This is a genomic window from Cohnella hashimotonis, assembly GCF_030014955.1.
In the GTDB taxonomy this organism is placed as follows: Bacteria; Bacillota; Bacilli; order Paenibacillales; family Paenibacillaceae; genus Cohnella; species Cohnella hashimotonis.
The window spans coordinates 6,879,001-6,894,731 of record NZ_JAGRPV010000001.1 but is presented as its reverse complement, the minus strand read 5'-3'; the positions used below and the strand labels follow the sequence as shown (position 1 = coordinate 6,894,731).

The window sequence follows — 15,731 nt, the reverse complement described above, 5'->3', positions numbered from 1 at the left end:
GATGCCGAATATGTTGTCTGAATACAAAGAGGTATTTCTGGAGGAGCTGGACGAGCAGCTTCAGCTGATGGACGAGGTAATCATGCAGTTGGAGCGCGACTGCGAATCCGGAGAGGTGATCCAGAGCCTGTTCCGCGCCGCGCACACCCTGAAGGGCTCTTCCGCGGCCATGGGCTTCGAAGAGATGAAGCGCCTGACCCACCGGATGGAGCATTTGCTCGATCTGGTCCGTTCCAAAGAACGAGCGGTCACGCCTTTAATGATCGATCTGCTGTTCCGCGCGCTCGATAACTTGAAGCTGATGAAGGAAGACATCCTGAAGCAGGATTGCATCACGGTGGACGTGTCTGCATGCCTGCAGGCGCTCGAGCGGTTCGATTCGGATGCGGCGGGCGCGGCGTCTGCTGGCGGCGCGGAGGCGGGGGCTTCCGGCGCGGTTCAGTCGCAGGCCGGGGCGCAGGCCGTTGTCGCCGCCTCCGCTGCGGTACGCCCGGAGCTCTCCCTTTCGATCCGCCTGCATATGAAAAGCGCACTTGAGCAAGGGCTGCGCCTGTCCTGGCTGTGCGTCCGTCTCTCGCCCGATTGCTTCATCCAGGGCGCCAGGGCTTACGTGATCCAGACGATGCTCACGGAGTGGGGCGAGCTGCTGCTGGCCTCTCCCGATTACGAGAGCATCGGCGAGAGCGTCGGAGATGCGCCCGAGCTGACGTATTTGTACGCTGGGACGCAGGAGCCGGCTGAATTGGCGGCGATGGCGGCGGGATTGGCCGACGTCGCGGGCGCGCATGCCGAGGCTGTCCTTCTTGAAGAGACCGAGATGGACTATCGCGGAACGGCATCCGCCGCTGCATACAGCCAGGATACGTCGGGGCTCGAAGGCGCCTTGCCGGCATCCGCTCCGCATATCGACGAGTCCGCGGCGGCGGCGGAAGCGCCGTCCAGGCAGCCAGAGCCGTCCTCGTCCTCGTCCGCGCCCGCGACCCCGCCTTCCGCGGCCGCCAAGCCGAAGGCTCAGACGATCCGCGTCAGCGTCGAGCGGCTCGACGACCTGATGAACCTCGTCGGCGAGCTCGTGATCGACCAGACCCGCATCCAGCAGGTCGCCCGCACGCAGCGCCGCCGTTTCCAGGACGATTCGGTCGGAGAGCTCGGGCATATCGCGGATCATCTCTCGCGGATTATCGGCGATCTCCAGGAGAGCGTCATGAAAGCCAGAATGCTGCCGATCGAACAGCTGATGGGCCGGTTCCCGCGGATGATCCGGGATCTGTCCAGGGAGCTGGGCAAAGAGCTGGAGCTCGTCATGGAAGGTCAGGATACGGAACTGGACCGAACCCTCATCGAGGAGATCGCCGATCCGCTCATTCATTTGATCCGCAATGCGGTCGATCACGGTCTGGAGCTGCCCGAGGTCCGGGAGCGCGCGGGCAAGCCCCGCCAAGGCATGCTGCGCATCAAGGCCGCGCACGAAGACAATCAGGTCGTCATCTGCGTCGAGGATGACGGCGCGGGGATCGATCCGGCGAGAATGCGGTCTTCCGCGGTCGGCAAGGGGATCATCACGCAGGAGGAAGCGGACGCCATGGGGGACCGGGAGGCGATTGATCTGATCTTCCGTCCGGGCTTTTCTACGGCGCAGCGGGTGAGCGACGTGTCCGGCCGCGGCGTCGGAATGGACATCGTAGCGAGCCATATCGAAAAGCTGAACGGCATGATCGATATTCGCTCCGAGCTCGGACGCGGGACGACATTCAAGATCAAGCTGCCGCTGACGCTGGCGATCATCGTCGGGCTGCTGGTCAAATGCGGCGGACAGACGTTGATCATCCCGATGAGCAATATAGCGGAGATCGTTCGGGTTCCCGTCGAGGAAATACGGAGTGTCCGCGGCCAGCCGGTCGTACTGATCCGCAATCAGGTCATCCCTGTGGCGGACATCCGGGACCGATTCGGCGTACCGCAGTCGAACGATGCGTCGAAGCATCTCCCGCTGGTCATCATCGGCTCTGCGGAGAAGCGTCTTGCGCTTACCGTGGACGAGCTCATCGGCAACCAGGAGATCGTCATCAAGTCGCTAGGCGCTTACATCGGCAAGGTGGACGGCATCGCCGGGGCGACGATTCTGGGCGACGGAAGCGTGGCCTTGATACTCGAGATATCGGCGATGTTCGCCAAAACGGCCGCACGATGAACGGTCAACAAAAAACGGAGGGAACATCATGAGATGGTTCGGACATCTGAAAATATCCTGGAAGTTAAGCATCGTCTTCCTCTTCATGGTCGCGCTGCTGATCTTTATCGGCCTGTCGGGGCTGAGTCAGACGGGTAAAATGAACAACGCGCTCGGCAACATGTACGACAACAACCTGATTCCGATCTCCAACCTGTCGGAAGCGCAGACCCAATACGAACTGATCCGCGTCAGCATTCGCGACTATAACGCATTTGCCGCAAGCGATGCCGACAAGCAGGCTTACGAAGATGCCATTAAGCAAGCGGAAACCGATCTGATCGCCCGCGTGGATACTTACCGGAATACCTTGTTGACGCCGCCGGAGCAAGTCGGGCTCGGGCAATTCGATAACGCCTGGAAAAGCTACTCGTCCACGCTGCAAGAGGCGCTTCAGTCATTAAAAAAAGGCGATCATGTTGCGATTGAGGCGCTCCTTCTCGGGGACTTGAAAAAAAACGGCGAAACGATGTCCAAGGAGCTCGGCGATCTCGTGGACCTGAACGTCAAGATCGCGGAGCAGGCGAGCGAGAAGGGCGACCGGACATTCGCTGCGGCGCGGACCACGACGCTGGTCGTGATCCTGCTGGGCGCGCTGCTCGGCATCGCGCTGGGCTTCTATGTCTCCCGGCACATCTCTCGTCCGTTGGGACGCATGGTCGATCTCGTCGGCCGCGTTGCCCAAGGCGATCTGCGGGACACCTCGGATATTGATACGAGGGACGAGGTTGGCCAGCTGGCGGGTTCGGTCAATCGCATGATCGAGGATCTGCGGGCGACGGTCGAGCGCATTCAGTATTCGGCCGAGAACGTTTCTTCGGCCGCGCAGCAAATATCGGCGAGTACGGAAGAGATTGCGGGCGGCAGTTCCAGCCAGGCGAACTCCGCGCAGACGATGACCGAGCTGTTCAAGGAACTGTCGGAAGCAATCGGGTCCGTTGCCAGAAGCGCGGAGCATGCCTCGGATCTGTCGAACGCGGCGATGGAGATCGCGCAGGACGGCAGCCGGGTCGTCGAATCTTCGATCCAGGGCATGAACGAAGTCAACGCGCAGATGGCGCGGCTGGCGCAAGACTCGGAGCAAGTGGGCGAGATCGTATCGGTCATCGACGATATCGCGGAGCAGACCAATCTGCTTGCGTTGAATGCCGCGATTGAAGCCGCGCGCGCGGGAGATCAAGGCCGCGGCTTCGCCGTGGTGGCGGACGAGGTGCGCAAGCTGGCCGAACGAAGCGGAGAAGCGACCAAGCAGATCGCGCAGATCGTGAAGGGCATGCAAACGAACACGCGGCGCAGCGTAGAGGCGGTTGCGAGCGGTTTGGCCGGCTCCGAGCGCACGGGCGAAGCGTTCGGCGGCATCCTCTCCAGGGTGAGCGAGTCGGCGGGTCGGGTCGCGGAGATCGCGGCCGCGAGCGAACAGCAGGCAGCGCAGTCGTCGGACATGATGGCATCCATCGAGAGCATCTCTTCCGCTGCCGAGGAATCGGCGGCCAGCAGCCAGGAGACTGCGGCGACCGCGCAGACGCTCGCAGGCCTGGCCGAGGAGCTGAATGCGGCGGTGGCGATGTTCCGCACGCGCAAAGCATAGAAAAGGCGGGATGAACGATGGCGGCGATGAAGACCGACGATCTGGATTTTGCGCAGTTTGTCGCCAAGTTAAAGAGCAAGACCGGGATCGACTTGCTGCAGTACAAAGAGGATCAGATGCGCAGGCGGCTGGCTACTTTTAGAGACCGAAGAGGCTATCGCACGTTTGTCGAGCTCTTCGAGGGCATGCTGCGCGACGCTGAACTGTACGAGGAATTTCTGGACCGCATGACGATCAATGTGTCCGAATTTTTCCGCAACGCCAAGCGCTGGGAGACGCTCGAGAAAAAAATCATTCCCGAGCTGGCTGCCAGCCGCGGCAAGCTTCGCTGCTGGAGTGCCGCATGTTCGACCGGCGACGAGCCGTATACGCTGTCGATCGTGCTCTCCGGCCTGCTCAAACGGCACCAGTATGAGCTTTTGGCTACCGATATCGACAAGACGGCGATTAAAAGGGCGCGGGAAGGCCTGTACGGGCCTTCCTCGGTCAGAGAGGTGCCCAAGCCGATCCTTAGCCGGTATTTCAAGGTTACGGGGGAAACGTATGCGGTCTCCGACGAGATCAAGCGCAGTGTCGCGTTTAAACAGCATAATCTGCTGGCCGATCCGTACGAACAGGGCTTCGACCTGATCGTGTGCCGCAACGTGCTGATATATTTTACCGACGCCGCCAAGGAAAGCGTATTTAGAAATTTCGCCAGGTCGCTGAGCACAGGCGGGTACTTATTTATCGGGGGGACCGAACAGGTCTTCCAGCCGGAACAGTACGGGCTGGAGACGACCGACGCCTTTTTCTATAGGAAAAAGTGAAGGTCGTTCCGGCGAAACGGAAAGGAGGAGGACGCGATGGCTGCGATTCGGGTGCTGGTGGTCGACGACTCGATCTTCATGCGCAAGCTGATCAAGCGTCTGCTCGAAGAGGACCCGGCGATCGAAGTGCCGGGAGTGGCGACGAACGGAGCCGAAGCGGTAAGCATGGCCCAGGAGCTCCAGCCGGACGTCATTACGATGGACGTCGAGATGCCCGGCATGAACGGGCTGGACGCGGTATCCGCCATCATGAGGTCGCGTCCGGTGCCGATCGTCATGCTGAGCTCGCAGACGCAAGAAGGGGCCGCTGCGACCATAGACGCACTGCGGCGGGGCGCCGTGGACTTCGTCGGCAAGCCTTCCGGCTCGACATCTTTTGATCTATACAAGGTGAGGACGGAGCTGGTTGCGAAGGTCAAAGCGGCGTCCAAAACGCAGAAAGCCGCGTTGAAGCCGTCGGCCGAGGCGAGGCCTGCCGCTGCCCTTCGCGCTGCGGCGGGAAGCAGGCGCGAGGACTCGCCGGGCTTCAGGACGTTCGGCCAGGTAGTGGCGGTCGGCACTTCGACCGGCGGACCGCGTGCGCTGGACGCCGTCCTGTCGGCGCTGCCGGCGGGGTTTCTCTACCCGGTACTGGTGGTGCAGCACATGCCTCCGCGATTCACGAAGTCGCTTGCCGAGCGGTTGAACACGATTTGCGAGGTGCGCGTCTCGGAAGCCGAGGACGGAGAGGCATTGCGGGGGGGGCGCGTCTACGTCGCGCCCGGCGACCGGCATCTGACCGTCGTGGAAAAAAACGGCGAATACCTCGTCAAGTTAACGGAGGATCCGCTGCGGAGCGGTCACCGTCCGTCCGTAGACGTCTTGTTCGAATCGGTGGCCCGCCTGTCGAGGCTGAAGCGCCATTACGTCATCATGACGGGCATGGGACAGGACGGGGCGAAGGGCATGCTGCTGGCCAAGGAGCTCGGCGCCGCCTCGACGATCGCGGAGTCCCAGGAGACTTGTGTCGTCTACGGCATGCCGAGGTCCGCGATTGAGCTCGGCTGTGTCGAACACGTCGTACCGCTAGGGAGGATTGCCGAGAAGATCGTTCAAGTAACGGGAAGAAGCTGACCGGGGCAGTCCCGGGCATTCAGATTGGAGATACGTCGGGTCATACGCTTCGAAAAGGGCAGTGCGCGTCAAGGGAAAATGACGCTGCACCGCCCTTTTTGCTATGCGCGGCGTGCCGGAAACGCAGGCCTGCTCTCGCTATTATGGCTTTCTTGGGCGTAGAGATAAAGAAGGGAAAAGCGCTGTCTTATCATTTTTAGCAAATGTTTAGCGGTTGGGACTAAAATAAAGACCAGAAAATATCGAAATATAAGGAAAGGTGTCGAATTTTGAAAAGACGCCATTTGGTTCCCGCTAGAATTGGTAAAATAATCATTATTTAATGGAATGTGGAATATAGTGGACGAGGAAGGGAATGCCACGTGAAAAAATCGCCTATTGTCTCTCAGCGAGCGTTGACTGCCAACCGTCATCAGTCTTTCAAGAAATCGTCTACGGCTTCGCATGAGCTGGAACAAATCAAAATGCGCCGCATTATGGAATCGGTGGGCGTGGCGATGTGTTCGTACGAGGCGGAGACGGGGCGCTGCGATTATTTATCCGAGTCCGTGCTGTCGATTACGGGATACGGCAGGGATCAACTGCAAGATATGCGCGCATGGAGCCGGATCGTGCATCCGGACGATTTCGACGTATTTCTGGCATTGGACATCACGGCGCCGGACGGCAGCGGGGACGATCTGGAATGCCGCATCTATCGCGCGGACGGAGAGCTGCGCTGGCTGAGCGTCTGCACTGCCTTTCCGACCGACGTATCCGGGCGCCGATTTATCAACGCGATTTTTCGCGACATTACCGAGGCCAAGTTGGCCGCCTGCGGCTCTTTTACGGACGCGCCGCAAGTCGCAGTTAAAATGTCGGCATCGTTCGGGGGCGAGGGAATCGATTTTCAGTTGGCCGAGCAGAGCCCCGATGGGATCATTTTTCACCAGGATTACCGGATCCTATACGCCAACCCGGCGACGAAGGCGCTGTTCGGCGCGCAGGAACTGACGGAGGCGCGGATTTTCGGAATGATTCATCCGGACGGCCTGGACGATGCGCTGTCTCGCCTGTCCAAGGTGTACCGCGAAGGCCGCACGAGCGCGCCGGCCGAGCAGCGGATCGTGCGGATGGACGGCTCGTTCGTCGACGTCGAGGTCATCTCGGGTCCCGTGCCTTATAAGGGAGGCGTCGCCGCAATCTCGATCGTACGGGATATCACCGAACGCAAGCAGGCGGAGAGCCAACGGCTGGAGACGGAGAGGCTGGTGCGGGAAAACGGCGAACTGTACGTCCGTCTGCAGAATAGTCTGGACTGCTTTTCGAGCGCACTGTTCGGCATGGTCAAAGTGTCCGAGATGGAGGAGCGTCTCGTTCGAGTCGTAAGGGAGGTGCTCATGACCGAGGAAGTCTGCCTGCTCGAGGTTCGGTCCGGCCGCCGCAGCGTCCTCCGCGGGGGCGAGCGGATCCCGGGATGGCTGGGGGAACTCCCCAAGGCGTGGTGCGCCGAGCTGCCGCTATGCCGCGTTGTAGACAAGCCGGCAGGCTATCTTATCCGGATCGGGGATATCCGCAGATCGGCTTACGTGCTGTGCGTAGGAAAGCGTCCTGCAGCCCTTCAGCTAGGGCAGGTTCGGATATGGCTCGAGACAATCTGCCGGTACGTCAGCGTGCTGTACGACAATTTTCTGGTTATCGAGGACTTGACCAGAGAGGTAGAATCCGCTGCGTCGCAGAAGGCCGTCCCGTCCAAGCTGCTCCGGCTGCTGTTCCAGTTGAACGAGCACGAGCGCAAGCGGCTTGCCCAGGAGCTGCACGACTCGGCGCTGCAGGAGCAGATCGTCTGGTACCGCAAGGCGGAGCAGATGCTCGCCGATCCGACGCTGGACCCGGAATTCCGGGGCAAGCTCCAGGCGATTGCGGAGGGGTTGCTGGACGTCATGTACCAAATCCGGATGATGTGCATTGATCTTCGCCCGCCTATGCTCAAGGAAGCTGGACTGGCGTCCTCGCTTGCTTCGCTGTTCGAGCTGACGCAGCTTCGCGCGGACTATGCGATCGATTACCAGCTGGGCGATATCGGGGAAGCTTTGTGCGAGGATCAGATGCTGGGCATTTACCGCGTCGTTCAAGAGCTGCTCGCGAACGCGTCCAAGCATTCGCAGGCGACACGGGTGAAAATCGCGCTCGCCGCGTCGTCAGGCTTGATTCACTTGCATTACGAAGACAATGGCGTTGGGATGGACATCGAGAAAGCGGGGAGCGCATTCGCGAGCATGGGCGTATACGGCATGAAGGAGCGCGTGCACAGCATGAGCGGCCAGATCGTATTCTGCTCGGCCCCGAACGACGGGCTCTCCATCAGCATCCGCATACCGGCTGTCGGCTAGACCGGCCTGCGACGGGAGGGAAACCACATGATAGAAGTATTGACGGTAGACGACCATCCCTCGGTGATGGAAGGCACGAAGCTGCTGCTCGAGCAGGAAGGAGACATCCGGGTGCGCTTCGCGAGCACGGCGGCGATGGCGATCGAGCTGACGGAGCGGCTGCGGTTCGACGTGATCCTCGTCGATCTCCAGATGCCCGACATGAACGGGCTCGAGCTGTCGAAGCGCATGCTCGGCATCCGGCCGGACGCGACGATTCTAATCTATACGGGCATCGATTTTAAAAACCATTTTAACCTGATGGTAGAGTCCGGGCTCTCCGGTTTTCTGCCCAAGACGGTGAACCGGGAGCAGCTCGTCACAGCGGTGCGGTGCGCGTCGCGCGGCGAGGCCGTGGTGCCCCTGGAGCTGCTCAAGCAGCTCAGGCGCCCGAGCGAGCCTCGCCCCGAGCCGCGCGCCGATCCGACGATCGCGGCCGTGTCCGATAGGGACCGGCAGATTCTGACGGAGATTGCCCGCGGCAAGAGCAACAAGGAAATTGCGCAAGCGCTGCTGATCAGCCAACGGTCGCTCGAGTACGCGCTGACGGACCTTTTTCACATGCTCAAGGTCAAATCGAGGGTCGAAGCCGTCATCAAAGCCGGCCAGCTCGGCATCGTAGACGAGCCGGAACACGGCGCGGGGCAACGGTCCGACCTCTCGTTCATCGGATATCCCGGACTGGATGCGATTTAAATATCGGCGATAGCGGCTTGCGCCGAATTCCCGCTTGCAATGGCGGGAATCTTGCTGTATATTTATCTTAAATTAAAGATAAATAATTTAAAGATAAAACCAATCGCCAACGAGCGAAGGAGCAGATATCGATGACACAAAAGACCGCCGGCATCCACCATATTACGGCATTCGTTCGCAACGCGCAGGACAACGTGGATTTTTATGCAGGTGTACTTGGGCTGCGGCTCGTGAAAAAGACGGTAAACTTCGACGGTCCCGAGGTTTATCACCTCTACTTCGGCAACGAAGGCGGGAGCCCCGGAACGGCGATTACGTTTTTTCCGTTCGAGCACGGTCGCAAAGGAATGATCGGGGGCGGTCAGGTGGGCTGGTCGACGTTTGCCGTGCCGGTCGGCGCGCTTTCTTTCTGGGAAGGACGCCTCGCGAAGCTGGGGATCGCTTACGAGCGGACGACGCGGTTCGGAGAGACCTTCCTGCGGTTCCGCGACCGCGACGAGCTGCAGCTCGAACTGGTCGAGCGCGTGCAGGGCGAGCCGAGCAAGTGGTCGTTCGGCGGCGTGCCGGCCGACAAGGCGATCAAGGGACTTGGCGGCGCCGTTCTTTTCAGCCTCGCGCCTGACAAGACGATGGAGACGCTGCAGGGACTGCTGGGGCTCGAAAAGGTCGGCTCGGAAGGCGGCCTTGTCCGGTTCCGCGCTTACGGAGAGCTGGGCAATATCGTCGAGGTCCGCGAGGATGCGGTCCCGGGCGGTCACGGCGGCTCCGGCACGGTGCACCATATCGCCTGGCGCGCGAAGAACGACGAAGATCACCGCGTATGGCGCGAGCGGACGCTCGTGCACGGCTTCCAGCCGACGCCGTTTACCGACCGGCAGTACTTTAATGCCATCTATTTCCGCGAGACCGGGGGCATTCTATTCGAGATCGCGACGGATCCGCCCGGCTTCGCTCGCGACGAGCCGGCCGAGGCGCTCGGCGAGCTGCTGATGCTGCCCGAATGGTTCGAGCCAAGACGCGCCGAGCTTGAGAAGGCGCTGCCTCCGATCGAGGTCCGCGTGCTGGACGCCGACCGTGCACAATGACGGATACCGCGCAAGTGAATGCCGTGCAGGCCGCATAGGACGGCCCCGGCGAAGGGAGAGAACAAGCATGATCGCGATTGATCCGGCTGACCAGACCGAACGGGACAACTATAAGCTCATGATCGGCAGCATCGTGCCGCGTCCGATCGCGCTGATGACGACGCTGTCGACGGACGGGGTCGTGAACGCGGCACCGTTCAGCTATTTTAATATCGTGACCGCGAATCCGCCGATGGTGTCGATATCGGTCCAACGCAAGAGCGGGCGGCAAAAAGACAGCGCGCGCAATGCGTTGGCGACCGGCAGCTTCGTCGTTCATGTCACCGATGAGTCGAACGTGAACGCTGCGAACCTCGCTGCGGCGAACCTCCCGCCGGAGGAGAGCGAGATCGACTTCGCGGGCTTTACGGCCGTGCAGAGCAGCGCCGTGCCCGTACCCGGCCTCGCGGAGGCGAAGATCCGCATGGAATGCGTGCTCGAGCATGCCTATCCGCTTGGCGGAACGGCCGACGCGCCGGCCTGCGACCTGCTGATCGGCCGCGTCGTACGCTTCCATGTCGCCGACGAACTGCTCAGCGGCGGCAGAATAGACGCGCAGCTGCTTCAGCCGGTGAGCCGGCTGGCGGGCAATGCGTACGCGAAGCTGGGCGAAGCATTTTCGCTGGAGCGGCCGGAGTGAGGGACGAGCAGGCGAGGTTTTCTTCGCGGCTCGGTGAGCGAAATGCTGCCGAGGGAAAGCACATGCGAGCGTATGCGGGTCCAGCGGCGCGAAGTGCTGCCTAGGGAAAGCACATGCGAGCGTACGCGGGTCCAGCGGCGCAAAGTGCTGCCGAGGGAAAGCACATGCGAGCGTATGCGGGTCCAGTGGCGCGAAGTGCTGCCTAGGGAAAGCACATGCGAGCGTACGCGGGTCCAGCGGCGCGAAGTGCTGTCGAGGGAAAGCACATGCGAGCGTATGCGGGTCCAGTGGCGCGAAGTGCTGCCGAGGGAAAGCACATGCGAGCGTACGCGGGTCCAGCGGCGCGAAATGCTGCCGAGGGAAAGCACATGCGAGCGTATGCGGGTCCAGCGGCGCGAAATGCTGCCGAGGGAAAGCACATGCGAGCGTATGCGGGTCCAGTGGCCCGAAGTGCTGCCTAGGGAAAGCACATGCGAGCGTACGCGGGTCCAGCGGCGCGAAGTGCTGCCGACGGAAAGCACTCGCATGAACCTATAAGGAAGGCATGGCGCCTCCCTGTCTGGTATACTCGAATCGAAGCCCGGCACTGCCGGGATGGGGATTCGGAGATTGCCGGGGGAGGCGCCATATGTCTTTTCGCTACGAGATGTATGCTTATCGGGACATCCAGGAAGCGCATACAGATGCGCTGCTGGCGGGCAACGGGCTGTCGATCTCTTATTCGCCGAGGTTCAGCTATGGCTCGCTCTATCAAGCTGCAGCGCCTTTTATGGAAGAGACGGTGTCCGCGATCTTCCGGGCGCTCGGCACGACCAACTTCGAGCTGGCGCTGCGCGAGATCAACCAGGCGATCGCCTTGAACGGGCTCGTCGGCAACGCCAGCGGCAGACTGCCGGACCTCTACGCGGATATCCGGCACGCGCTCGTCCGGGTCGTGCAGCAGGTGCATCCGGAGAAGACCGATGTCGACACGCTTCCCGGTGCGCCGGCCGCAGAGGGCCGCAGACACGGCAGGCTCGCCGTGCTGGGCGTGCAGCTTGCCCGGTTCAAGGCGATTTTCACCACCTCGTACGACCTGATTCCCTATTGGGCCATCATGACCTCGCCGTCATCCTTCAAGGATTACTTCTTCGACTGCGTCTTCTCGTCCGAGGTGCCGGAGAAGTACCTGGAGCGCATTCCGCTTCATTTCCTGCACGGCGCTCTGCATCTGTATACGGAGGACAAGCTCACGCGCAAGATCGTCGCAGAAAGCCGCCACCTCACGCTGCCGCGCACGCTGGACCAGTTGTATAGGAGCGGGAACGCCGTGCCGCTTTTCGTATCCGAAGGGCTGAGCCGCCACAAAATGTCGCGCATTTTGGAAAACGAGTACCTCTCGTTCTGTTACGACAGCCTGGAGCGCCAGTCCGGCGGGCTTACGGTATTCGGCCTGTCGTTCGACGGGGACGAGCATATCGTCCAGGCCGTCCGGGAGTCGGCGCTAACACGCATTGCAATAGGCATTTATACGCCGGGAATGAGCCCCGAAGCGATCATGCTCGAGCAAGCGAGGTACGCAAGCAAGTTCGGAAGCGACCGCGAGCTGGTGTTTTTCGACTCGGCTTCGTTCGGGGAGACGGACGCAAGGTGAGCTTGTTGACAATGCCGCCCGCCCTCCGTTAGAATGATCAAACAATCGCAGATCGGAATCATGCCTGTGAAGAGCATCCAACTCGGAGGCGTTCCCGTCAAGAGCGGCTGGGTATCGCTAGATACCGCCGTATCCTAAGTTTACCGGCCCCGCCCGTTACCGCGGAACCAAGAGGATGAGCCGCGCCCCGCGCGCCGGTTCATCAAGTTGGGTGGCACCGCGAGCTGACGCTCCTCGTCCCAATTCGGACGAGGGGCGTCTTTGCGTTTTCAAACGACAATCTTGGGAAAGAGGCGATGGAAAATGGATCGGACGTACAATTTCAATCCAGGACCGGCGGCGCTGCCGCTCGAGGTGCTGGAGCAGGGACGGGACAGCTTTGTCGAGTATGGGGGACAGGGCATGTCGCTCATGGAAATGTCGCATCGCAGCAAGCCGGTGGAAGGGATGATCGCGGAGACGGAGCGGCTGCTGCTCGAGCTGATCGGCCTGGAAGATGCGGGTTACCGCGTGCTGTTCATGTCGGGCGGAGCGAGCGCGCAGTTCGCTTTGCTGGCGATGAATCTGTTGGCGGCGGGCAAGGCGGGGCGTTACGTGCTGTCGGGCAGCTTTGCGGAAAAAGCGTACGAGGAGGCGCTGACAGTCGGGGCGGCAGAGGTGCTGGCGAGCGGCAAGGGGACGGGATGGGCGAGACTGCCGAACTTGGAAGCGGCTTTGACGGGTCTGACTGAGGGAGATACCGCTTACGCCCATGTGACGACGAACAATACGATCGAAGGCTCGCAGTTCAAGACATTTCCGGACACGGGCGGCATTCCGCTGATCGGCGACATGACGAGCGACATCTTGAGCCGGCAGATCGACTGGACGAGGTTCGCGATGTTCTATGCAGGCGCGCAGAAAAACCTGGGACCGGCGGGCGTCACGGCCGTCGTGATCCGCGAGGACCTGCTGGCGGCATCGGCGAAGGCGAATGCGAATGCTAAGGTACCTGTGATTTTCCGATATGCAACCTACGCGAGCAACAATTCCCTGTACAACACGCCGCCGGTGCACAGCATTTACATGATGAAGCTGATGCTGGAGTGGACGAAGCGGCAGGGCGGCGTCGCGGCGATGGAGGCGCGAAGCGCGGAAAAGGCGGCATTGCTCTACGAGGCGATCGACGGGAGCGGCGGATTTTACGGCGGCATCGTGGAGAAGCCTGACCGTTCGGCGATGAACGCGACATGGCGGCTGCCGGACGAGTCGCTTGAGAAGGCGTTCGTGCAGGAGGCGCAGGCTGCCGGCTTCGCGGGACTCGCGGGCCATCGGAGCGTCGGCGGGATCCGGGCATCGATCTATAACGGCGTGCCGGTGGAGGCTTGCCGGGCGCTGGCGGCGTTTATGGACGATTTCCGGAATCGGCGGGGTTGAGGGAGGAGGCTGGCAAGCATGCTGGACATGACGTATATACGCGAACATGCGGAGCTACTTCAGCATACGGCGGATCGCAAAGGAATCGCGATATCGATCCGCGAGCTGCTGGAGCTGGATGCGTCGCGCAGGTCGCTGCTGCAGGAGGTCGAGCGGCTGCGGGCCGAGCGGAACCGGCGAAGCGAGGAGATCGCGGCGCTCGTCAAGGCGCGGCGCACACAAGGCGAAGCGCGCGGGAGGAAAGCCGGAGAAGTGAAGCCCGCAATCGGGGCTGCGTTAAGGGATGCGCCGAGCATGCCGCACGAAACGCGGATCTATGCGGAAGGGGAGGCGCTGAGCGCGAAGCTAGGGAACGGTGCGCTATCTGACGAGAACTTCGGCGCCGTGTATTCGGGAAAGATAGACGAGGCCAAACGGCAGGTGCGGGAGGCAAACGCGAAGCTCGCGGAGCTCGAGGCGCGGCAGGCGGAAGTCTCGGCCGCCTGGCGGTCGCTGCTCGAGCTCGTGCCGAATCCGGTATCGGCGGACACGCCGGACGGGAATTCGGACGCTGACAATGTCGAGCTGCGCCGGGTCGGAGACATTCCGACATTCGCCTTCGAGCCGCTGGATCATGTACGGCTTGGCGAGCGGCTCGGCCTGCTCGACCTGGCGCGCGGCGTGAAGCTAGCGGGCACGCGCAGCTACGTGCTGAAGGGCATCGGCAGCCGCTTGCACCGCGCGGTGCAGCAGTTGGCGATGGACGTGCTGGAGCGAAGGGGCTTCACGCCGCTCGAGCTGCCGGCCATGATGCGCGGCGAGACGTTCGAGAACACCGGATTTTTTCCGACGGGACGGGACCAGACCTTCGCGTTGGCCGAAGGTGACAAGTATCTGATCGGCACATCGGAGGTCGGCTTGGTGTCGTACTACGCGGGCGAGACGGTGAACCTGGAGGAACCGATCCGCCTTGCGGCAGCGACGCCATGCTTCCGAAGCGAGGTCGGCTCGGCAGGGCGAGACGTACACGGGCTGTACCGGGTGCATCAGTTCGCCAAGGTCGAGCAGGTCGTGGTATGTCGCGGCGAGGCGGCGGAATCGGATGCGATGCTGGCGGAGATTACGGCCAACGCCGAGGAAATATTGCGGCTGCTCGAGCTGCCGTACCGCGTCGTGGCGGTTTGCATCGGCGACATGTCGCAGAAGACGCACAAGCAGTACGACATCGAGACGTGGATGCCGAGCCGCGGCGCTTACGGGGAGACGCACTCGTCGTCGAACGTGCTGGACTTTCAGGCGCGCCGGGCGGGCATTCGCTACCGCGACGCGGACGGAACGCTGCGCTACGCGCACACGCTCAACAATACGGCGGTCGCCACGCCGCGCATCCTGATCCCGCTGCTGGAGAACCATCAGCGGGAGGACGGCTCGGTCTACGTGCCGTTGGCGCTGCGGCCATACTTGGGCGGGATAGAGGAAATTCGGGCGGAGTGAGACACGGGGTTTCCCGATTATGCACAGTCTGCCGCGTGTCGGACACAGCATACGTTATTTTCGAATAGTATAGGTAAAATCAAATTCTGTCGGACACAGGATCCGCTATTCATGCGCGCGGAGCTCATTTGGAGTATGTGTGAGCGCAATAGCGGATTCTCTGTCCGCTTACCGGCGGATTGAAGGCATTTTGAGTAAATAACGTCCGCTGTGTCCGTGTCGCGCGCTGCCCGAATCGGTCGTGCAGTGCCTCGCAGTCCGTAGCGTCATCGTAAGGTCCACTTCTGTCCCATTGCCGCACAGGGCGAGACTTGACAACAAGCCGTCATTCGCGTAAATTATTTGACAATTCACACTTTTATGATTACAAAGGCGAAGACACAAGGAAACGACCGTACACGATCGTGCTGCGCAGAGAGGAAGCCCAAGGCTGAGAGGCTTCCCTGACCGAGTGGACGATTCCCGCCTTGCGAGCCGCAGCGAGGAAGTTCAAGTATTCGCTGCCGGGGCGCTGCCCCGTTATCCGCGAAGGATCGATCGGCTTGCCGATCGGTCGAATTAGGGTGGTACCGCGAACGTTTTCGTCCCTGACGAAGGC

11 protein-coding genes are annotated in these 15,731 nt (G+C 61.4%); all 11 read left to right on the top strand.

Annotated features, from left to right (window positions below; genetic code table 11):
- Positions 1-10 precede the first annotated feature (10 nt).
- The 11 genes from KB449_RS27390 (at position 11) to serS (ending at position 15,133) form a co-directional block, all read left to right on the top strand.
- Positions 11-2,191 (top strand): chemotaxis protein CheA, encoded by a 2,181-nt coding sequence (locus KB449_RS27390; RefSeq protein ID WP_282911404.1) that lies wholly within the window; start codon positions 11-13, stop codon positions 2,189-2,191.
- A 28-nt stretch (positions 2,192-2,219) separates the two neighbouring features.
- Complete coding sequence (locus KB449_RS27385) at positions 2,220-3,818, top strand: methyl-accepting chemotaxis protein (RefSeq protein WP_282911403.1); 1,599 nt, start codon at positions 2,220-2,222, stop codon at positions 3,816-3,818.
- Positions 3,819-3,835: 17 nt separating this feature from the next.
- Positions 3,836-4,627, top strand: a complete 792-nt coding sequence (locus tag KB449_RS27380) for a CheR family methyltransferase (protein ID WP_282911402.1) — start codon at positions 3,836-3,838, stop codon at positions 4,625-4,627.
- A gap of 36 nt (positions 4,628-4,663) precedes the next feature.
- Positions 4,664-5,740, top strand: coding sequence for a protein-glutamate methylesterase/protein-glutamine glutaminase (locus KB449_RS27375; RefSeq protein ID WP_282911401.1), 1,077 nt, complete (start codon positions 4,664-4,666; stop codon positions 5,738-5,740).
- 362 nt (positions 5,741-6,102) lie between these two features.
- Positions 6,103-8,112 (top strand): PAS domain-containing sensor histidine kinase, encoded by a 2,010-nt coding sequence (locus KB449_RS27370; protein ID WP_282911400.1) that lies wholly within the window; start codon positions 6,103-6,105, stop codon positions 8,110-8,112.
- Positions 8,113-8,139: 27 nt separating this feature from the next.
- Entirely contained in the window at positions 8,140-8,847 is a 708-nt protein-coding gene (locus KB449_RS27365; RefSeq protein ID WP_282911399.1) for a response regulator, read from the top strand.
- A gap of 131 nt (positions 8,848-8,978) precedes the next feature.
- Positions 8,979-9,932: a ring-cleaving dioxygenase gene (locus tag KB449_RS27360; protein WP_282911398.1), complete on the top strand. Its 954-nt coding sequence runs from the start codon at positions 8,979-8,981 to the stop codon at positions 9,930-9,932.
- 67 nt (positions 9,933-9,999) lie between these two features.
- Positions 10,000-10,611, top strand: a complete 612-nt coding sequence (locus KB449_RS27355; RefSeq protein WP_282911397.1) for a flavin reductase family protein — start codon at positions 10,000-10,002, stop codon at positions 10,609-10,611.
- Positions 10,612-11,239: 628 nt separating this feature from the next.
- The gene (locus KB449_RS27350; RefSeq protein WP_282911396.1) at positions 11,240-12,244 is read left to right on the top strand and encodes a DUF4917 family protein; all 1,005 of its coding nucleotides are present in this window, start codon (positions 11,240-11,242) and stop codon (positions 12,242-12,244) included.
- 303 nt (positions 12,245-12,547) lie between these two features.
- Positions 12,548-13,660, top strand: a complete 1,113-nt coding sequence (serC, locus tag KB449_RS27345) for a 3-phosphoserine/phosphohydroxythreonine transaminase (RefSeq protein ID WP_282911395.1) — start codon at positions 12,548-12,550, stop codon at positions 13,658-13,660.
- 18 nt (positions 13,661-13,678) lie between these two features.
- On the top strand, positions 13,679-15,133 hold the full coding sequence (gene serS, locus KB449_RS27340) for a serine--tRNA ligase (protein ID WP_282911394.1): 1,455 nt from the start codon (positions 13,679-13,681) through the stop codon (positions 15,131-15,133).
- The last annotated feature ends 598 nt before the right edge of the window (positions 15,134-15,731 follow it).

Bases quoted from the DNA above. Each gene is read 5' to 3' on its own strand.
- KB449_RS27350 (WP_282911396.1), top strand. From the start codon at position 11,240: ATGTCTTTTCGCTACGAGATGTATGCTTATCGGGACATCCAGGAAGCG.
- KB449_RS27365 (WP_282911399.1), top strand. From the start codon at position 8,140: ATGATAGAAGTATTGACGGTAGACGACCATCCCTCGGTGATGGAAGGC.
- KB449_RS27385 (WP_282911403.1), top strand. From the start codon at position 2,220: ATGAGATGGTTCGGACATCTGAAAATATCCTGGAAGTTAAGCATCGTC.
- KB449_RS27380 (WP_282911402.1), top strand. From the start codon at position 3,836: ATGGCGGCGATGAAGACCGACGATCTGGATTTTGCGCAGTTTGTCGCC.
- KB449_RS27390 (WP_282911404.1), top strand. From the start codon at position 11: ATGTTGTCTGAATACAAAGAGGTATTTCTGGAGGAGCTGGACGAGCAG.
- serC (WP_282911395.1), top strand. From the start codon at position 12,548: ATGGATCGGACGTACAATTTCAATCCAGGACCGGCGGCGCTGCCGCTC.
- KB449_RS27360 (WP_282911398.1), top strand. From the start codon at position 8,979: ATGACACAAAAGACCGCCGGCATCCACCATATTACGGCATTCGTTCGC.
- serS (WP_282911394.1), top strand. From the start codon at position 13,679: ATGCTGGACATGACGTATATACGCGAACATGCGGAGCTACTTCAGCAT.
- KB449_RS27375 (WP_282911401.1), top strand. From the start codon at position 4,664: ATGGCTGCGATTCGGGTGCTGGTGGTCGACGACTCGATCTTCATGCGC.
- KB449_RS27355 (WP_282911397.1), top strand. From the start codon at position 10,000: ATGATCGCGATTGATCCGGCTGACCAGACCGAACGGGACAACTATAAG.